This is a genomic window from Novosphingobium sp. BL-A-41-Hi4A-0G, assembly GCF_055521735.1.
Genome location: NZ_JBVFVU010000002.1, coordinates 236,597 through 255,559 on the forward strand (window position 1 = coordinate 236,597; position 18,963 = coordinate 255,559).

19 protein-coding genes are annotated in these 18,963 nt (G+C 64.5%); 11 read left to right on the top strand and 8 right to left on the bottom strand.

Features of this window, described 5'->3' with window-relative positions:
• Positions 1-115: 115 nt before the first annotated feature.
• The 3 genes from ACZ1JX_RS18760 to ACZ1JX_RS18770 all read left to right on the top strand — a co-directional run bounded on the left by ACZ1JX_RS18760 (position 116) and on the right by ACZ1JX_RS18770 (position 1,990).
• Positions 116-790, top strand: coding sequence for a TetR/AcrR family transcriptional regulator (locus ACZ1JX_RS18760; protein WP_465126465.1), 675 nt, complete (start codon positions 116-118; stop codon positions 788-790).
• Positions 791-856: 66 nt separating this feature from the next.
• Positions 857-1,543 carry an SDR family NAD(P)-dependent oxidoreductase gene (locus ACZ1JX_RS18765; protein ID WP_465126466.1) on the top strand — a complete coding sequence of 229 codons (687 nt, stop codon included), beginning with the start codon at positions 857-859 and terminating at the stop codon, positions 1,541-1,543.
• Between the two features lie 12 nt (positions 1,544-1,555).
• The gene (locus ACZ1JX_RS18770) at positions 1,556-1,990 is read left to right on the top strand and encodes a nuclear transport factor 2 family protein (RefSeq protein ID WP_465126467.1); all 435 of its coding nucleotides are present in this window, start codon (positions 1,556-1,558) and stop codon (positions 1,988-1,990) included.
• A 111-nt stretch (positions 1,991-2,101) separates the two neighbouring features.
• Here the strand turns inward: ACZ1JX_RS18770 and ACZ1JX_RS18775 are convergent, their stop codons facing one another.
• Together ACZ1JX_RS18775 and ACZ1JX_RS18780 are read right to left on the bottom strand one after the other, a co-directional pair.
• A complete protein-coding gene (locus tag ACZ1JX_RS18775; protein WP_465126468.1) occupies positions 2,102-2,734 on the bottom strand; it encodes a spermidine synthase in 633 nt (210 codons plus the stop codon).
• A 104-nt stretch (positions 2,735-2,838) separates the two neighbouring features.
• Entirely contained in the window at positions 2,839-3,186 is a 348-nt protein-coding gene (locus ACZ1JX_RS18780) for a DUF6481 family protein (protein WP_465126469.1), read from the bottom strand.
• 222 nt (positions 3,187-3,408) lie between these two features.
• Here ACZ1JX_RS18780 and ACZ1JX_RS18785 point away from each other — a divergent pair, with 222 nt between their 5' ends.
• The gene (locus ACZ1JX_RS18785; protein ID WP_465126470.1) at positions 3,409-4,323 is read left to right on the top strand and encodes an NAD(P)/FAD-dependent oxidoreductase; all 915 of its coding nucleotides are present in this window, start codon (positions 3,409-3,411) and stop codon (positions 4,321-4,323) included.
• On the opposite strand, the gene ACZ1JX_RS18790 is transcribed toward ACZ1JX_RS18785, so the two are convergent.
• From ACZ1JX_RS18790 to ACZ1JX_RS18800, 3 genes are read right to left on the bottom strand one after another with little or no spacing between them, the layout of a single operon-like run.
• Positions 4,324-4,671, bottom strand: a complete 348-nt coding sequence (locus ACZ1JX_RS18790) for an EthD domain-containing protein (RefSeq protein WP_465126471.1) — start codon at positions 4,669-4,671, stop codon at positions 4,324-4,326.
• Positions 4,668-5,459: a sugar phosphate isomerase/epimerase family protein gene (locus ACZ1JX_RS18795; protein ID WP_465126472.1), complete on the bottom strand. Its 792-nt coding sequence runs from the start codon at positions 5,457-5,459 to the stop codon at positions 4,668-4,670. Before ACZ1JX_RS18795 ends, ACZ1JX_RS18790 begins: the two co-directional genes overlap by 4 nt.
• A 13-nt stretch (positions 5,460-5,472) precedes the next feature.
• Positions 5,473-6,651, bottom strand: a complete 1,179-nt coding sequence (locus tag ACZ1JX_RS18800; protein ID WP_465126473.1) for an aromatic ring-hydroxylating oxygenase subunit alpha — start codon at positions 6,649-6,651, stop codon at positions 5,473-5,475.
• Between the two features lie 148 nt (positions 6,652-6,799).
• Between ACZ1JX_RS18800 and ACZ1JX_RS18805 the strand changes: the two genes are divergently transcribed.
• On the top strand, positions 6,800-8,419 hold the full coding sequence (locus ACZ1JX_RS18805) for an AMP-binding protein (protein WP_465126474.1): 1,620 nt from the start codon (positions 6,800-6,802) through the stop codon (positions 8,417-8,419).
• On the opposite strand, the gene ACZ1JX_RS18810 is transcribed toward ACZ1JX_RS18805, so the two are convergent.
• Entirely contained in the window at positions 8,416-9,462 is a 1,047-nt protein-coding gene (locus ACZ1JX_RS18810; protein ID WP_465126475.1) for a Rieske 2Fe-2S domain-containing protein, read from the bottom strand. The genes ACZ1JX_RS18805 and ACZ1JX_RS18810 overlap by 4 nt on opposite strands.
• A gap of 88 nt (positions 9,463-9,550) precedes the next feature.
• Here ACZ1JX_RS18810 and ACZ1JX_RS18815 point away from each other — a divergent pair, with 88 nt between their 5' ends.
• Positions 9,551-10,171, top strand: coding sequence for a TetR/AcrR family transcriptional regulator (locus ACZ1JX_RS18815; RefSeq protein ID WP_465126476.1), 621 nt, complete (start codon positions 9,551-9,553; stop codon positions 10,169-10,171).
• 189 nt (positions 10,172-10,360) lie between these two features.
• Here ACZ1JX_RS18815 and ACZ1JX_RS18820 read toward each other — a convergent pair whose 3' ends face one another.
• Entirely contained in the window at positions 10,361-11,833 is a 1,473-nt protein-coding gene (locus ACZ1JX_RS18820; protein ID WP_465126477.1) for an FAD-dependent oxidoreductase, read from the bottom strand.
• Positions 11,834-11,837: 4 nt separating this feature from the next.
• Complete coding sequence (locus tag ACZ1JX_RS18825) at positions 11,838-12,641, bottom strand: SDR family oxidoreductase (protein WP_465126478.1); 804 nt, start codon at positions 12,639-12,641, stop codon at positions 11,838-11,840.
• 142 nt (positions 12,642-12,783) lie between these two features.
• On the opposite strand from ACZ1JX_RS18825, the gene ACZ1JX_RS18830 reads away from it, so the two are divergent.
• The 5 genes from ACZ1JX_RS18830 to ACZ1JX_RS18850 all read left to right on the top strand — a co-directional run bounded on the left by ACZ1JX_RS18830 (position 12,784) and on the right by ACZ1JX_RS18850 (position 18,916).
• Positions 12,784-13,545: an SDR family NAD(P)-dependent oxidoreductase gene (locus ACZ1JX_RS18830; RefSeq protein ID WP_465126479.1), complete on the top strand. Its 762-nt coding sequence runs from the start codon at positions 12,784-12,786 to the stop codon at positions 13,543-13,545.
• Between the two features lie 27 nt (positions 13,546-13,572).
• Positions 13,573-14,100 carry a VOC family protein gene (locus ACZ1JX_RS18835; protein ID WP_465126480.1) on the top strand — a complete coding sequence of 176 codons (528 nt, stop codon included), beginning with the start codon at positions 13,573-13,575 and terminating at the stop codon, positions 14,098-14,100.
• A gap of 164 nt (positions 14,101-14,264) precedes the next feature.
• Complete coding sequence (locus ACZ1JX_RS18840) at positions 14,265-15,674, top strand: aromatic ring-hydroxylating oxygenase subunit alpha (RefSeq protein WP_465126481.1); 1,410 nt, start codon at positions 14,265-14,267, stop codon at positions 15,672-15,674.
• Positions 15,675-15,684: 10 nt separating this feature from the next.
• On the top strand, positions 15,685-16,869 hold the full coding sequence (locus ACZ1JX_RS18845) for an aromatic ring-hydroxylating oxygenase subunit alpha (protein ID WP_465126482.1): 1,185 nt from the start codon (positions 15,685-15,687) through the stop codon (positions 16,867-16,869).
• Positions 16,870-16,969: 100 nt separating this feature from the next.
• A complete protein-coding gene (locus ACZ1JX_RS18850; RefSeq protein ID WP_465126483.1) occupies positions 16,970-18,916 on the top strand; it encodes a CocE/NonD family hydrolase in 1,947 nt (648 codons plus the stop codon).
• Positions 18,917-18,963: the final 47 nt, after the last annotated feature.

Consider the following 18,963-nt stretch of genomic DNA (forward strand, 5'->3'; position numbering starts at 1 on the left):
TCGGCAATAACCGGCGCGTCTGCCTGTTTTATGCTCTCGAGGTGGGGGAGAGGTGAACTGGCCGTTTTGTCAGGCGGTCTTGCGCGCCATTCGCAGGCATGACAGGACAATGACGATGGCCGGTTCCACGATGCAGAAGCGGATGCTTGCCGCAATGCGCCCCGCAAGCCTGGGCGAGGGCGAGCCCGTGCGCTGGCAGCAGCGCAAGTCAGCGCAGACGCGCCTCAAGATGCTCGAGGCGGCGGTCGACTGCCTTGTCGAGAGCGGGTATCAGGGGCTGACCACCGCGCAAGTGGCCGAGCGCGCGCAAGTTTCGCGCGGGGCGATGCACCACCATTTCGCCACGCGGATGGACTTGGTGGCGGCGGTGGTCGAGCACATCTTCTACCAGCGCATGCGCCTGTTTCTCGACGATTATCTCGCGGCCATGGCGCAGAGCAAAGGCGCGCTGCTGATCGACCTTGCAACCGATGCGCACTGGCGCAGCGTGCAGACGCGCGAGTATGCGGCCTATCTGGAACTGGCTGTGGCGGCGCGGACCGACCCGGAACTGAACGCCGCGTTCGAGCCTGCTGCGCGCCGCTATGACGAGGTGTGGACCGCCGAGATGATCGAGTCCTTCCCGCAGTGGCAGGACCAGTGGATGGCGATGAAGCTGGGCAGCGATTTTGCGATTGCGGTCCACTCCGGCTTGCTGATGCATCGTCCGGTTTTCGGGCCAGAGCGGATCGAGCAAGTGCTCAAGCTGACCATCGCCACCGTGCGCGGGCTTTACGATCCGCTGAGCTGATCCGACGTCTGCGGCGTTGTTGCCGTGAATGCACATAACGAATCCAGAGTCTTGGGAGACGACGATATGACCACCGTGGCAATCACCGGCGCAGGGCGCGGTATCGGACTGGAACTCGCACGCCAGCATGTCGAGGCGGGCGACCGCGTGATCGCGCTGGTGCGCAATCCGGAAGGTGCGGGCAAGCTGGCGGATCTCGCTGCCGCTTCGGGCGGAAAGCTGACCGTGCACCGGATGGACGTGGCCGATGATGCCTCGGTCAAGGCTGGCGCTGCCGAGACGGCGGGCGAGGCGATCGACGTGCTCTACAACGTGGCGGGGGTAAGCAGATCGGACCCGGCGGAACTCGAAAGCTCGGACTGGGCGGAATGGGACGAGGTGTTCCGCATCATGGTGCAGGGCCCGTTGCGCGTGCTGCAGGCATTCCTGCCGCGCCTCGGTGAAGGCTCCAAGGTCATCAACATCTCGAGCCAGCTGGCGGCATCGACCTGGCCCTATGGCGGCTACTATGCCTATGCCTCGGCCAAGGCGGCGCTCAACCGGCTGATGCGGTCTGTGGCGACCGATCTCAAGGAGCGCGGGATCGTCGTGGGAATCATGCATCCTGGCTGGGTGCAGACCGACATGGGCGGCGAGGCGGCGGACATCACGCCGACCGAAAGCGCAAGGGGCATCCGTGATGTCGCCGCGGCGTGGACGCTCGAGCGTTCGGGCGACTTCCTCAAGTGGAACGGCGAAACCCACCCCTGGTAAGGAGCCAAGACGATGCCGTTTACCGGACCTGTCGAGGACCGCATCGCGATCCGCGAACTGATGGACACGCACGCCCATGGCGTGATGACGCTCGACGCCGAGCTGTGGGGATCGATCTGGGCAGACGATGCCTATTGGGAGCTGCCCGAGTATCCCGACCTTGGCGGCTTTTCCGGCAAGGCGGCAATCGTTGCCGGGTGGTCGGAATCGATGAAGCACTATGGCCTCGACAACTGCACCAAGCCGATGGTCTATTTCATGCAGCCCGGTTCCATCGAGGTCGATGGCGACGCGGCCAGGGCGGTCGCCTATACCATCGAGATCTTCGACGATCCCGCCACGGGAAAGCGCATCCACGCCACCGGGCGGTATGACGATGAGCTGAAGCGGATCGACGGCGCGTGGAAGTTCACGCGCCGGTCCTATCGCACGGTGTTTGCGGATTGAGCTTTGCTTTGTGCTGATAGTGCTTCGACGGGCTCAGCATGAGCGAGGTTCGTCAGAATGAGCGGGAATCAAAGGGATTCCTGTCGCTCATCCTGAGCTTGTCGAAGGATGCTACGCCGTGCCCTGAGGCTTGCGCGCGAACCAGATGACGTGCTTGGCGCCGGTGCCGGTGGCGCATTCTTCGACCACTTCCTCGTCGACATCGAACCCTGCGTCGTGGAGGCGCAGGGCGAAACCGTCGTCGGGCCAGGCTGACCAGACGGCGAGGATGCCGCCGGGGCGAAGCGCGGCCAGAGCGGCGCGGATGCCCTTGGGGTGATAGAGCGCGTCGTTGTCGTCGCAGGTCAGGCCTTCGGGGCCGTTGTCCACGTCGAGCAGGATCGCGTCGTAGGCCTCGCGCGCCGAGCCGATCAGCATCGCCACGTCGTCATCCACCACGACCACGCGCGGGTCGTCGAGGCAACCGGCGGTGAGCGCGTGCATCGGTCCGCGCGCCCAGCGGATGATTTCGGGCACGATCTCGGCCACGGTGACGACCGCGTCCTTGGGCAGGCAGGCGAGCGCGGCGCGCAGGGTGAAGCCCATGCCATAGCCGCCGATCAGCCATTCCGCACCGGGTCGCGCGCCGAGGCGTTCCTGCGCCATGGTGGCGAGCGACTGTTCGGAGGCGCTGACGCGCGTGCCCATCAGTTCGGCATCGGCGAGCAGGATGGTGAATTCATCACCGCGCTGCATCAGGCGCATCTCGCCTCCGCCCGGAACGAACGTGGTGTCGATCCAGTCGTGTCCGGCCCATGTGTCTGACGACGCCGGGGCGGACGTCTTTTCTGTGCTTGCGATGATCCGGACTACTTCTTGCGGGCCTTGCGCGCAGCATAGCGCGCGTCGCGGGCAGCCTTGCGTTCGGCTTCGGTCATTTCGGTCTGCGCGGCAAGCGCAGCCTCGGCGTCGATCTCTGCCTGGCGCTGGGCGGCTTCCTCGGCGGCCTTGGCTTCGGCCTTGGCCAAGGCAGCGGCGCGGCGGGCGGCCTGAGCGGCTTCGCGTTCAGCGGCCTTCGCTTCGGCCTTGGCGGCGGCGGCGGCAAGCGCTGCCGGATCGGGGGCGGGCTTGGCCTTCAACTTGGCGAGCGCCTTTTCACGCGCAGCTGCAGCTGCGGCGATGCGGTCGTTGAAACCGGGTTCCTTGTATCCTGCCATCTGTAATCGAAGACCTTGGGAATTGAAGTGACGTCAGGCGAGGCGGAGCGCTTCGCCGCTGATGCAAGGGCTTGGATTTATCGGCACAAGGCAGCCAAGTGCCTGAATTTGCGCCATCGGCAAGTTTGCAAGGGTGCCCCTAGCACGATGTGGCGGGCTTTGACTAGCGCCATGCAAGATGGCGAGGATGGAACCATAAGAGCGCGACCGGTTTGGGCGGGGATGGAACAGCCACTCGATTGCCTGATCATCGGCGCCGGACCTGCAGGCCTGACCGCAGCGATCTACCTTGCGCGATTTCACTTGCGCATCGCGGTGATCGATGCCGGGCACAGCCGCGCCGCGATGATTCCGCGCACGCACAACCATGCCGGCCATCCGGGCGGGATCGCGGGGACCGAACTTCTGCGGCTTATGCGCGAGCAGGCGGCGGAGTTCGGGGTGGAAGTGCAGACGGCGAAAGCCGAGAGTCTGGTGCGTGAGGGGCTGGGGTTTCGCGCTTCGGCTGATGGCAACGCGTGGGCGGCGAGGAGCGTTCTGCTGGCCACCGGCGTGGTCAACAATCGGCCGCCGATGGCCGACGAGGTTCACGACGAGGCGCTGGCGCGGGGACTGTTGCGCTATTGCCCGGTGTGCGATGGCTATGAGGCAAGCGACCAGCGCATCGGGGTGATCGGTACGGGCAGCCGGGGCCATGGGGAGGCGCTGTTCCTGCGCGGCTTTTCGCGGGACGTCACGCTTGTTTCGCCTGAAGGCGAGCATGAGCTGGATGCCGGGGAGCGGGCGGAACTTGAGCGGCTGGGCGTGACGCTTGTCGGCGGACCTTGCGCGCGTTTGCGGATCGAGGGTGAGGCTATCGTCGTGCCGTCGCCGTGTGAGGCGCTGGCGTTCGACACGGTCTATCCGGCGTTGGGTTCGGTGATCCGGTCGGAACTGGCGCTGGCGCTGGGGGCGAAGGCGAATTCGGAAGGCTGCATCGAGATCGACGCGCACCAGCGGACGAGCGTGAAGGGGCTCTATGCGGCGGGCGACGTGACGCGGGGGCTGGACCAGATCAGCCATGCGATGGGGCAGGCAGGCGTGGCCGCGACGGCGATCCGCAACGATTTGTGCGAGATTGCCCCCCTGCTGCGCTGATCAGAACTGCGAGGCGTGGGCCTCGACGCGGTAAGTGCGCATGCGGGTGCGGTCGAACAGGCGTTCCTCGTCCTCGACGATCTCGGCCATGATGGCGGGATCGGCCATGGCGGCAAAGCAGGCGTCGCAGGTTTGCTGGTCGGGGAAGTCGATCTCGAGCACGACATCGAAATCGTGGGGCTGGTCGGTGCCGTCCAGCGGGTGGAGGTGGTTGCGCTGGTAGCGGGTGGCCCAGCCTTTGAGCACCTTCTCCCCGATCAGGCGGTGGCGGCTTTCGTAGTATGCGATGAAATCGGTCTTGCTCATGCCATCGCGGCGCTTGAGCAGGGTGAGGACGGTGATGGTCATGCGTGGGCGTCGAGCCAGCGGCGCGTGGCTTCGGCCACGGCGGCGGCGCGCAGAGCAGGGTGCGGGAAAGCATCGCGCAAGACTTCGGAGCGCAGTTCGATGGCGAGCGGGATGGCCGGTGGCAGGGCGTGGTAGAGCGCTGCCAGCGGCAGGGCGCCTTCGCCGCATTGTTCGCGCAAGTTGATCGCATCGTGGATCACCGCGTCGAAGTCTGCAGGATCGGGGCGCTCGGCGGGGGCATCGCAGAACTGGGCGTAGGGCAGGAGCGCGGGATCGAGCCTTGCGATTTCGGCAATGGACGAGCCGGAGCGATCGACGTGGATCGGGTCGATCAGCAGGGCTTTCAGCGGGTGATCGATCCGATCCAGCACGGCCATGGCGGCGGTGAGGGTCTTCACTTCGGTGAAGATGCCGAATTCCAGCGCCACGCGGATGCCGCTGCCTTCGGCGTGGCGGCACAGGTCGAAAAGCTGGGCGGCGGTGCGGGGGTGGTCAGGGTCGGACGAAACGCACAGGACGTTGCGCGCGCCAAGTTCCGCGCCGACGTCGATGACCTTGCGGTGACCGTCGAGCGGGACGTCGGGTTTGAGCCAGATCACCTCGACATCGAGCAGCGGCAGGCCCGTGGCGGCGAGCGCCGCGCGAGCATCGCGGGTGTGGGCGGCGGTCCATTCCAGTGGATCGACCCAGAGGCCGACCATGTCGAAGCCGCCTGCGCGGGCGGCTTCGATGGTGTCGACAGGGCCGAATTCGGGGACGACGCCCGAGGCCAGACTGATCGGGTTCATTTGCCCGACGTTCTCACATCTGCGGTTCGGGGAGGTCCGGATCGTCCTGCAGATACCAGTCCAGCCATTCGTGGAAGTACTGGTTGCCGCGTTCGTTGCGGCCGAAGACGAGATCGTCGTGCGCGCCGGTTTCGAGGCCCTTCTGGATTTCGAGGCCGATCAGGTAGTCTTCGGTATAGGTCACGTCGCGGAAGAAGTTCATCGCGGCTTCGACGTTGGCACGATCCTCCTCGTCGCGGATGGGTTCGCGGCGCAGGTAGTTCAGCACGGTGCGGTTTTCGCCCGGCGTCGGTCCGGGGAAGAGCTGGGCGACCTGGGTGATCTCGGGCGCGATGAAGGCCGATACGTTGGGGAACATGATGCGGACGAAATCGAAGCCGTTGTTCTCCTGCGTGCCCCACTCTTCGCGCGGCACATCCTTCAGGGCCTCGGCAATGCGGTGGTGCGGGAAGCCGATGCGCTGGTGCGGACCGAAGCCTTCGTAGTGCATGCAGTTGGACGGCGTGCGCGGGAAGATCGTTTCGGGGTGGAGCGAGGCGAAGTGGTAGCCTTCGAGATAGCCGTCGTAAGCGATCTTCCAGTTGGCGCCCTCGATCACGCGGCTGCCCATGTAGGTCCACTTGCCGAAATCGAGCGCTTCGAAATCGTCGAGGAAGCCGCGGAAATAGGCATCGACATCGATCGGGGCATTGGGCGTCAGGACGACGAAGATCATCCCGGCCTTCTCCTGACACGGCAGTTCGCGCAGGCCCATTTCGGACTTGTGGACTTCGCCGAACTTGCTGGCTTCGGAAATGCCGATCAGCTTGCCGTCCTGGCCGAAGGTCCAGCCGTGGTACTTGCAGGTGAAGCGCGGGCAATTGCCGTGGCCTTCACTGGCAACCGGCGCGCCGCGATGCGAGCAGACGTTGAGGAAGGCGCGGACCTTTCCGGTCTTGTCGCGGTTGATCAGCACCGGCATGCCGACGGCGTCCATCGCCTTGTAATCGCCTGGATTGGGCAGTTCGGCGGTGAAGGCGAGCATCAGCGGCACGCGCTTGAACACCAGCTCCATCTCGGCCTTCCACTGGTCCGGATCGGTATAGCTGCGGACGGGGACGCGCTTGGTCGTCGTGGTGAGGAAGGTCTGCTTGTTCTCGACATAGTCGCGCATGATTTCAGCGACTTGTCCGATACGCTCGATACGGTCCATGGGATCTGGTGCCTCTCCGTGGCCTTTTGGCCGAATGTTGCCAAGACCATGCCGTGGGCTGCGTCATGGGGGAAGCTGTGATTGGCGATAGGTTACTCGCCTTTTCGCCAATTGCTGAAGCGGCTTCGCGCTTGGAACAAGCCACGCCATGAACGAGAACAGTGAAAAGCCCTGGGACTGGCTGCCGATTCCCTCCCCGCATCAGCAGGCCTTTGCCGCGAGCGGAGCCTGGGCGGGCAGGACTCTGGCCGATCTGGCGCGCGAGCGGGCGGCGGCGACGCCTGATTTCGTCTGCTTCATCGATGGCGAGGGGCAGTACACTGTTGCGCAAGTGCTGGCCGAGGCGGAGGCGCTGTCCGCCTCGCTTCATGCGCGGGGGTTGCGCGCAGGCGATGTTATCGCGTTTCAGGTGCCCAACTGGCGCGAGGCGGCGGTGATCAATCTGGCGGCGGCGCTTTCGGGCTTTGTCGTCAATCCGATCGTGCCGATCTATCGCGATGCCGAAGTGACGATGATGCTGGGCGATTGCCGCGCGGCGGCGATCTTCGTGCCCGAGACTTTCCGCAAGGTCGATTATGCAGCGATGGCGCGCAGGTGCCAGCAGGCGCTGCCGGACCTGGCCCATGTGTTCACGGTGCGCGGGAGCGGGCCGGATGACTTTGGCGCGCTGGTCGAGGCCGGGCGGGGCATGTCGTTCGAGGCGCCGCAGGTCGATCCGATGGGCGTGAAGATGGTGCTCTATACGTCGGGCACGACCGGGCGGCCCAAGGGTGTGCTGCACAGCCATTGCACGCTGGCGCATATCGTCGCGGCAAGTGGGCAACACTGGGGGCTCGCCGAGGGCGAGGCGACGCTGATGCCTTCGCCAGTCACGCATGTTTCGGGCTATGCCAACGGGCTGGAAGCGCCGTTCATTTGCGGCATCCGTTCGGTGCTGATGGAGGCGTGGAACGCAGCCGATGCGCTGGCGCTGATCGAGCAGCATGCCTGCGTGGGGACGGTTGCGGCGACGCCGTTTCTGGTGGAACTGGCGGCGGCGGCACGGGCTGCGGGCACGGGTCTGCCGAGCTTCCGCTTCTTTGCCTGTGGCGGGGCGGCAGTTCCGGCGGACCTTATTCCGGCAGCCAATGCGGCCTTCGACAACGCCCGCGCCTTCCGCGTGTTCGGCGCCTCCGAAGTGCCGCTGGTGACGTTCGGCTGGCCGCATGACGAGCATCTGGCGGCGACGACCGATGGCGAAGTGGTCGATTACGAAGTGCGCATCGTCGACCACGAGGATAACGATCTGTCGCGCGGGGCCGAGGGCGAGATTCTTGCGCGCGGGCCGGGCATGATGATGGGCTATGCCGACGCCGCGCAGACCACCGAGGCGATCACGCCCGACGGCTTCTTCCGCACTGGCGACCTTGGCGTGCTGGACGAGCGGGGCGCGGTGACGATCACCGGGCGCAAGAAGGACCTGATCATCCGGGGCGGCGAGAACATCTCCGCCAAGGAGATCGAGGACGTGCTCCACGGCCATCCGGCGGTCAAGGAAGCGGCCGTTGTTGCCATGCCGCACGAGCGGCTGGGCGAAGGCGTGTGTGCCTATGTGATCCTTGCAGGCGAGGCCGATGCGGCGACGCTGGTCGCGCATGTCGGCGCTTCGGGAATGGCGAAGCAGAAGATCCCCGAGCGCTTCGAGTTCGTCGAGGACTTTCCCCGCACGGCCAGCGGCAAGGTGCGCAAGGATCAGTTGCGGGCGGATATTGCCCGGAAAGTGCTCTAGGCCGCGTTCTCCTCGGCGCGGATCTGGCTTTCGAGGCGGTGGCGGACCTTGAGTGCGCCGGTATCGCAGCGAGCCGAGATTTCCCTTGGCGGGGTGTCCAGCCCCTGCAGGACCAGTTCGATCGCCTCGATCGCGGCCTTGTCCTGCGGCTGGATGCGCAGGCCCATGTCGACATGGATCTTGCCGAGCGCCGGGTTGTCGGTGGCGAAATCGCGCGAGGTGATCACGAAGTAATGCAGCGATCCCGGCGTTTCCGGCGTGATGACATGCAGGTAGTTCTGGGTGCCTAGCCGCTGGCCGCTGTTGCTGTCGAAGAGATCGCCGCCGGTGCGGATCAGGTGCGGGCCGAAGTATTCGGCGTCGAAGGACTGGTCGAGCGGGCCATCGTGCTCGGGAAACATCAGCTTGAAGAAGGGGTTCGACGGCAGCGCCTTGCCGATGCGGCGGACGTTGAGGCTTTGTGGCGTTTCGACAAGTTCCACCGGAAGGCTGGCGACCTTGTCTCCCGCCGGAATCGTGTCGGCATGGATGAAGCTGACGTGGCTGAGATCAAGGAGGTTGTCGATCAGCAAGGTGTAGCGGGCGGCGATTCTGGCGGGCATGTGCTCTTCGGTGGCCCATGCCGGATTGCCGGAGCCCATGGCTTCCATGTCAGGCAGGAGCGCCTCGTCTGCGAGCGCTTCCGGCCCGGTCCAGACCCACACGAGGCCGCCGCGTTCGGCCACGGGATAGCGGCGCAGGTCCGCGCCTGTCGGCAGGGCGGTCTGCGTCGGCACAGCTTCGAGCGCGCCGGACGCGGCGAAAGTGAACCCGTGGTAGCCACAGCGCACGCTGTCCCCCACGAGGCAGCTTTTCTCGAGCGGAAAGGCGCGGTGGGGGCACAGGCCCGACAGAACCACCGCATCGCCCTGTTCGGTGCGGTAGAAGATGACCCGTTCGCCAAGGATGGTCCGGCCCAGCAATTCGCGCGTGACTTCAGAGGAATAGGCCGCAGCCCACCACTGGTTGCGGGGCCAGGGCTGGCGCGTCTTGAGAGGGTGCATAGGTCTTCTCCCGGAGTCTCGTTGCCGTATTGTTTGGCATTTGCCAAAGATGTTTGTCAATTGCCAAAGTCCGTGGCATCCCTCGGGCATGACAGCCAGACCTGCCCGTTATGCCCCTGCCGCCAATCGCGAAGCCATTCTCGAGGCGGCGCTCGAGGTCTTTGCCGAGGAAGGCTACGAAGGCGCGAGCACGCGCCGGATTGCCGCCGCTGCCGGGATCGAACCGGGGCATCTGGCCTACTACTTCCCGACGAAGCGCCTGTTGTGGCAGGCGGTGATCGAGGCTTTTGCGCGCGATGGGGAAGGCGTGCTGCGGGCTGCGCTGGAACAGCTTGGCGGGCGGCCGGCACGAGACGTCCTTCCCGCGTTGCTGACGGCCCTGCTGCGCAGCTTTGCGGCGAACCCCCGGCTGACGCGTCTGATGCTGCAGGAGTTCTCGGTCTCGGGCGAGCGGCACGACTGGGTCGCGCAAAGCTTCGGCGTGCCGGTTTGGGAAATCCTGCGTCCGCTCTTTGCCGAGCTGGAGAGCGAAGGTCTGCTCTCGGGCGCCAGCGCGGCGGCGGCTTACATGAGCCTGCTGGGCGGCGCGTTGCTGGCGTTCGGCACGCGCGACTACTTCCTCGGGCTCAGTGGCTGCGATCCCACCTGTGAGCCCGTACTTTCACGCTATATCGACCTGCTTCTGCGGCCCTTGCTGCAGCAGGCCTGAAATCAGCCTTCTGCCATACCCCCGGCCATTGTACTTGCTGTCGCTGCGTTGATTTCGTCGCGCTTGGGGTTGCGGCGCGGGGTTAGGCAGCGTTCACCTGCAGGTCCCGGTCATGAAGCATTCGTCGATGGCGAGGGCAGTACAGTTTCGCGCAAGTGCTGGCCGAGGCCGAAAAGCTCTTTGCCGCCTTCACCAGTTGGCACCTGCCGCGTGGCGACCGGCGCGGCGACCGAAGTAGGACCCCGGCCCGAGGCTGAGGCCCGAAGCATAGGCCTTGCCGGTGCGCGGGATGTGCGCGGTGCTGGCGCCCACCACGTAGAGGCCGGGGATGGTGTTCGATTTCAGGTCGAGCGCCCGTCCGGTCGCGTCGGTCTTGATCCCGCCCAGCGTGATGAACAGGTAGTGCGACTTGTCGAAGCTGATGTCGAAGGCGGCATAGGGGCCGACATCGAGCGGCTTGAGCCAATCGGCATGCTTGTGGAAGCGCGAGTCCACGCCCCTGGCAGCATCGGCGTTGTAGGCGTGCATCGTCTCGACCAGCGAACCTTGGGGCAGGGCGAGGCCCGCTTCCATATCCTTTACCGTTTCCCAACCATCGACCAGCGAGTGCTTGGCCAGTGGATTTTCGGGGTAGGCGAAGACTTCGCTGTCGACGATCAGGTAGGCGGTCTGGCCCGGCTGCTCCATCACGAAGTTGCCGAGGCGGCCGTGGTAGACGTCTTCCGAAACAAAGCGCTCGCCGTTGCGGTTGACGATGATGCCCTTGATCAGCTGGCCGGGCGGATAGATCGACGCGGTGGGGATCACGCCGTCCATCGCCACGGCATGCGCGCCAGCGGAAAGGCCGAGGCGCACGCCCGCGCCATCGTTGCTGGGGATGCCGAGCGGTTCGCTCGTCTCGGTCAGCAGCGGCAGATGCTGCTTGATGAGTGGCTCGCACATGTTGTGGCTGCCGCAGGCAACGATCACGCCGCGCCGCGCGCGGACGAAGAACTCGCGGCCTGTCTGCCGCACCTTGACGCCGACGACGCGGCCATCGTCCTCGTCCTGCACCAGCGCGATCACTGCGCTGTCATAGATTGCGGCGATGCCCTCGGCCTCGCAGCGTTCGAGCAGGGGCTTCATGCCCGCCGAGCCTGCATTCTCGCCAACGCCCGCGACCTTGTGGCCGCGCGGGGCGGGGCGGGCAGCATCGCGATAGGGCCAGGCCTTCTCGTTGCCGGTCCACATCAGGCAGGTGGTGTCCTCCAGCCAAACCGCCTTGCCGGGGTAGTAGGTGCGCTCGAACGGCACGCCCTGGGCTTCGAGCCAGTCGAAGTGGTCCTTGCAGTCGTTGGCAAAGGCAATTGCCGCATTGGGATCGAGCGGATCGCAGCTGGCGAGCAGGAACGCGGCGAGCTGTTCGGCGTCGTCGTCATAGCCTGCGGCCTGCTGCACTGCCGTGCCGCCGCCGAGATACCAGATTCCCGAGGACAGCGCGCTGGCCCCGCCGCCGCCCGAGGCACGCTCGATGATCAGGACCTTCGCTCCGGCACGGTGCGCCTCGAGCGCGGCGCAAGTGCCCGCCGCGCCCTGTCCTGCGACGACGACGTCGACCTCCTGTTCCCACTCCGCCACGTCGACCGGACGGATCACTTCGGGAATTTCCACTGCCTGCGTCATTGGATCAAGCCTGTCCCATTGCCTTGGCGACCGAAGCGTTGATCTCGTCCCGGGTGGGGTTGCGGCGCAGGGTCAGGCCGCCGTTTACCTGCAGGTTCTCGCCGGTCATGAAGCATTCGTCGCTGGCGAGGAAGACCACGGCGGCGGCGACGTCTTCCGAGGTGCCCCAGCGGCCGAGCGGGTAGGAATTGCGGAACGATTCGAACAGGCCGGGGACTTGGCTTGCATCGGCGTTCATCGGCGTGTCGGTAAGGCCGGGCGAGATCGAGTTGGCGCGGATGCCTTCTGCTCCGAATTCGTGGGCGATGCAGCGCACGATGTGGTCGGTGCCCGCCTTGGTGCCCATGTAGATCGCGTGATCGTTGAGCATGATCGTGGCGGTGGCCGAGCTGATCGTCATCAGCGAACCGCCGCGCCCGCCAAGCGACCTGGCCATCTTGCGGATCATCGCCTGGAAGAACTGGTGCGGGCCGACGAGTTGCAGCGCGCTCATCGCGTCAAGCTCTTCGCGGGTGACTTCGAGGAAGGGCTTGAGCAGGCCCCAGCCGGTGGCGTTGATCGCGATGTCGATGCCGCCGAGCTTTTCGGCTGCGGTATCGGCAAGGGCGTTGACGCTGGCTTCATCGGTGATGTCGCAGGCGGTCCATTCGCAGCCGGTGCGCGTCGCGAAGTCCTTGAGCACGGCTTCCTTGCGGCCTGCGACGAGCACATGCGCGCCTTCGTCCATCAGGCGCTGGGCGATGACCTGGCCCATGTTGCCTTCGCTGCTGGCGCCAAGCACCACGGCGGTCTTGCCTTCGAGACGCATATTCCTCGCTCCCAATCGCGTTTGGCTCTGGCTACCACCACAGGCCGTCGGACATTTCCTGTTCAAAAGGGGAGTGGCTTGGCATTGCTGCCCCCTTCAAGAACGCTGCAACGGAATCTGCACGGGATAGAGGAGCAACAAGATGGATCTCGGACTCAAGGGCAAGAAGGTCATCCTGACCGGCGGCAGCCGCGGCATCGGGCGGGCAACGGCGGAAATTCTTGCAGCCGAAGGTGCGGACATCGCGTTCTGCTCGCGCAATGCCGAACAGGTCGCCGAAGCGGCGGCCAGCCTCGAGAAGCATGGCGGCAAGGTCTTCGGATCGGCCTTCGATATGGATCAGGGCCACGATGCCTATCGCGCATGGCTGACCGACGCGGCCGAGAAACTGGGCGGTTGCGACATCTTCATCCCCATGATCTCGACGTCAGGCTCGGGCCAGACGGGCGACTGGCAGAAGGGCCTCGACCACGACATCATGGGATCGGTGATCGGCGTGGAAGTGCTGGAGAAGTACCTCGAAAAGTCGGATGACGGTTCGATCGTGATCCTCTCCTCGACCGCAGGGCTTGAGACGTTCATCGTGCCGCAGGGCTACAATGCGCTGAAGGGTGCGCTGATCGTCTATGCCGGGCAGCTTTCGCAGGCGCTGGGGCCAAAGGGCATTCGCGTGAACGCGGTTTCGCCGGGCCCGATCAAGTTCTCGGGCGGAAGCTGGGACGTGATCGAGGGTGCTGCGCCCGAACTCTACAAGTCGGTCGAGAGCGGTTTTGCGCTCGGGCGCTTCGGGGCGCCGGATGATGTGGCCAAGGCCGTGGTGTTCCTTGCCAGCCCGGCTTCGTCCTACACCACCGGCACCAACCTCGTGATCGACGGCGGCTTTACCAAGCGCGTCCAGTTCTGACGGGCTGGCAGTTCTGAGGACCAGACCATGAGCATCGGGGCCAAGGGGATCCAGCACATCGGGGTCTCGGTCCCCGATCTCGACAAGGCGCGGGCGTTCTACCTCGATCTGCTGGGTGCGATCGAGGTGGGGCCGCCGCTCGAATGGCGGGACAATCCGTTCATCGACGAGGTGATCGGGCTGAAAGGCAGCGCGGCGCGGCAGTTCATGTGCCGGCTGGGCAATGCGCATATCGAGGTGTTCGAGTATTCGGCACCCGAGCCGCAGAAGCAGGACCCCGATCGCGGGGTGAACCATCATGGTTACACCCATTTCGCGGTGCAGGTTGACGACGTTCAGGCCTGCTACGCGCGGCTGCTCGAAGCCGGGATCCGCGTCCATGCGCCGCCTTCGATGGAAGGCATCACGGTGGACGATGAGGGCCGCAAGCATGGCTATGCGGCGACCTATTGCCGGGACTTCTTCGGCAACGTGTTCGAGATCATGGAAATCTACGACGACCCGCAGATTCGCGCCGTGTGGCGCGAGGGCGAGGGCGTGATCGTACCGAACTGACTTTCGTTGTTGGAAAACAGACCAATCTGCCTGTTTCCCCGGGGAAACGCCCGAAACTAGCCAAAAGCGCAGGGGTCCGGGCGCCCTGTTCTTGACCTCGGTCAAACGATTCCCGGCCTTGGCATGACATCACTTTCTCACCCCAAGGATGAGAGAGGAAAGACATGGCAGACCGCGATCCCGGCGCGTTCGAACAGGCGCGATGCCCCGGCACCAGCTGGGAAGACATCCTTCGCGCAGATGACGTGGCTCCGCCCGCGTTCATGGCCGAGGATCGGTCGCAATATCTCGGCTCTGAACCCATCGATGCGGCGCGGTATTACAGCCACGAGTTCTTCAAGGCAGAATGCGAGAAGATGTGGCCCAACGTGTGGCAGTTCGCCGCGCGCGAGGAAGATCTGCCCGAGCCGGGCGACTATGTGACTTATGACAACGCGGGCCGCTCGTACCTGATTGTGCGGCAGGAGGATGGCAGCGTAAAGGCGTTCCACAACGTTTGCCTCCATCGCGGGCGCAAGCTCAAGACCGACAGCGGAAGTGCCGAGCAGTTCCTCTGCCCGTTCCATGGCTTTTCGTGGAATCCGGACGGGTCTCTGCGCAACATTCCTTGCCGCTGGGACTTCGCCCACCTGACCGACGAGAAGATGCAGTTGCCCGAGGCGAGCCTTGCGCAGTGGGGCGGCTACATCTTCGTGCGCGACAATGCGGAAGGGCCAACCATCGAGGAATACCTCGATCCGCTGCCAGAGTTCTTCAAGCGCTGGAAACACGAGGAATGCGTGACGGTAGCGTGGGTGGCCAAGGTCATCCTGTCCAACTGGAAGATCGCGATGGAGGCTTTCATGGAAAGCTACCACGCCTATGTCACGCACCCGCAGCTCATGCCGTTCACCGGCGATGCCAATGCGGCCTACCACGTGCTGGGCCGACACGTGAATGTGAACTACACCCCGTTCGGCGTGATCAGCCCGCATATCGAGGCGCAGGCCGAAGCGGAGCACTGGCCGCAGCAGCGGATCATCGATGAGTTCCGCAAGTACAACGGCCGCAGCGCCGACAACTATGACGAGGACAAGGACAACTACGCCATCGCCGTCCCTGAGGGCCGCAGTGCCCGTGCCGCACTGGGCGAGAAGATGCGCGAGGTTTCGGAAAAGCAGTTCGGCGGGGACTATTCGGGCGTTTCGGAAAGCGAGCTGCTCGACGCGCTGGTCTACAACGTCTTCCCGAACTTTGCGCCTTGGGGCGGGTTCATGCCCAACATCGTCTATCGCTGGCGGCCCTGGCCCGATCAGGACAAGTGCCTGATGGAAGTGCGCGTGATTGCTCGCGTGCTGGAGGGTCAGGAGCGGCCCGCTGGGGTGCCGATGCACTTGCTGGGCGATGACCAGATCTGGGCCGATGCGCCCGAACTCGGCGTGCTGGGCGCGGTGCTTGATCAGGACAGCGAGAACATGGCGCTGTGCCATGAGGGGCTGAAGGTTTCCAAGAACCAGGCCGTCGAACTCGCCGATTATCAGGAAGTGCGCATCCGCCACATCCACCAGACGCTCGACTTCTATCTGAACAAGTGAGGCCAATCCGATGACCGAACTTTACGACAAATACGCCCGCGCTGCCGAGCGGATGCTCCATTTCGTCGAGACGCGCACGACCGATCAGGCCGCTGACGTGATGCGGGTGCCGGTGGCGGATTACCTCAGCGAGGAGCGCTTCGAGGCTGAGATCGCGAGAATCTTCAAGCGCCTGCCGCTGATGCTCGCGCTGACCATCGAACTGCCGGAGGTAAACGACTACAAGGCGATGGAGGTCATGGGCCTGCCGGTGCTGATCACGCGGGGGAAGGACGGCAAGGCGCGCGCGTTCCTCAACGTGTGCAAGCACCGCGCGATGCATCTGGCCATGGAAGGCAAGGGCAATTGCAAGGCCTTTGCCTGCCAGTATCACGGCTGGACCTACTCGAACGAAGGCAAGCTGATGGGCATTGCCGAGGCGAGCACCTTTGGCGACGTGGATCGTTCGACGCTGAACATGACCGAGCTGCCTTGTGATGAGGCGGCGGGGCTGGTTTTCGTGATCCTGACGCCGGGCTTGCCGATCAACGCCATCGAGTGGATGGGCGGGATGTACGAGGACTTTGCAGCGCTCCGCCTCGAGACGTGGTACTTCCACAAGTCGCGCGCGATGAAGGGGGCGAACTGGAAGGTGGCCTATGACGGCTATCTCGAAGGCTACCACTTTCAGGCGGCACACACCAATACGGTGGCCACGCGCAGCCCTTCGAACCGGGCGAACTACGAGGGCTTCGGGCCGCATATCCGGCTTGGCTTCCCGCAGAATGCGATCACCCGGCTCAAGGGCCTGCCGCGTGAGGAATGGGGGCGGCAGGAGAACAACGGCTATGACTTCATCCGCATGCTCTTCCCCAACATGAGCTTCTTCCTCGCGCCCGAAATGGGCCAGCTGGCACAGCTGTTCCCCGGGCCGAAGGCGAACCAGAACACCACGGTGATGAATTACATCTTCCCGGTGAAGCCCGAGACCGAGGAGGGCCTCGCCGCGCTGGATGCGATGTGCGATTTCTTCTTCGATGTGGTGGAGGAGGAAGACTACTTCCTCGGACTCAAGGTGCAGAACGGGCTGGAATCGGGCGCGATGACGCACCAGACCTTCGGGCGCAACGAGCCGGGCAACCAGTTCTTCCACAAGTGGGTGGTCTATTATCTCGACGAGAGCGGGCAGACGCCGAGGCCGGTGATGAAGGAATAGCGAAGCTGCTGATTTGACTGGACCTTCCGGTCCTTGCAGGTAACCGTTCGGCGCGGCCAGCCCGCCTGAGTCGTTTCTCCTGCAACCGGAAGGTCCCTGCATGACGCATCGTTTTCGCCCCGCCACAGCCCTGCTTCTTGCCGCATCGGCATTTGTCTTTGCAGGCCAAGGCGTTGCGGCGCAGGACAGCTTTCCGCCGAGCGACATTCCGGCCAAGTTCGCCCCGCCCGAGGACGCGCGCGACTATGTGAAGCGCGAAGTGATGATCCCGATGCGCGACGGGAAGAAGCTCTACACCGTGATCGTCTTTCCCAAGGGTACGACCAATGCGCCGATCGTGCTGACGCGCACGCCCTATGACGCAAAGTCGCGGGCCAACCGGATGGACAGCCCGCACATTCTCTCCACCCTGCCGCTGGCCGACGAGGCGTTCGTCAAGGCGGGCTACATCCGCGTCTATCAGGACATCCGGGGCAAGTATGGCTCCGAAGGCGATTACATCGTGACGCGGCCGGTGCGCGGCGAGCTGAACAAGACCGAGACCGACCACGTCACCGATGCCTATGACACGATCGACTGGCTGGTGAACAAGGCCAACCTGCCCGAATCGAACGGCAAGGTCGGCATGATCGGGTCGAGCTATGAAGGCTTTACGGTCGTCATGGCGCTGCTGAACCCCCATCCGGCGCTGAAGGTGGCCGCGCCCGAAAGCCCGATGATCGATGGCTGGATGGGCGACGACTGGTTCCACTATGGCGCGTTCCGCCTTGCCAACATCGGCTGGATCGGATCGCAGACCGGCTACAAGGGCAAGGGCGAGGATCCCGCGACAGGGATCTACGACAACTATGAAGAATTCCGCCGCATGGGCGGGGCCAACGAGTGGGCGAAGAATTCGGGCTTCGACCAGCTTCCTGCATGGCAGAAGATGGTCAAGCATACGGCCTATGATGAATTCTGGCAGGGGCAGGCGCTCGACAAGCTGCTGGCGGCCAATCCTTCCAACGTGCCGACGATCTGGGAGCAGGGGCTGTGGGACCAGGAGGACATGTACGGCGCGATCACTGCTTGGGAAGCGCTGAAGGCCAAGGGGAAAACCGGCAACAATTTCCTCGTGATGGGGCCATGGCGCCACAGCCAGGTCAACCGCGAGGGGCGTGAACTCGGGCCGTTCAAGTGGAATGGCGACACGGCAGAGCAGTTCCGCGAGGACATGGTGCTGCCCCTGTTCAACCAGTATCTGAAGGATGGCCCGGCGGCGAACCTGCCGCAGGCGGCGATCTACAACACTGGCGAGAATCACTGGGACAAGCTGACGCAGTGGCCGCTGTCTTGCGAGAAGGACTGCGCCGCGCCGCTGAAGCCGATCTTCCTGCAGGCAGGCGGCGCGCTGGGCTTTGACAAGGGTGGGGTTGGAGAAGACAGCTATCTCTCCGACCCTGACAAGCCGGTGCCGCACCTGCCGCGCCCGGTGAATTTCAACGATGGGCGCTGGGGCGACTGGCTGGTGAGCGACCAGCGCCATGCCGATGGTCGGCCTGATGTGATGACCTATGCCACTCCAGTGCTTACCAGCGCGGTGCGGGTATCGGGCGCGCCGACTGCCGATCTCTATGCCAAGACCACGGGCACCGATGGCGACTTCGTGGTCAAGGTGATCGACGTGTTCCCGGATGAGGTTGCGGGTTCGGACCCCAAGATGGGCGGGTATCAGTTGCCGATCAGCCTCGACATCTTCCGGGGTCGTTATCGCGACAGCTTTGCCAAGCCCACGGCGATTCCGGCGGGCAAGGTGCAGCGCTACAAATTCCGCCTGCCGACGGTGAACCACGTGTTCCAGCCCGGCCACCGGATCATGGTGCAGGTGCAGTCCTCGCTGTTCCCGCTCTACGACCGCAACCCGCAGAAGTTTGTGCCCAACATCTTCCTTGTGAAGAAGGCCGACTACCAGAAAGCGACGATTACGCTCGAGCGCGGCGGGGCGAATGCGAGCGCGGTGTGGCTGCCGGTCGTGCCTGAGGGGACTGCGCTGCCCACGGCGCCCTAGGGTGAGGATCTGTCATTGCAGAGCTTAGGGGTGTGATTTCTTTAGGG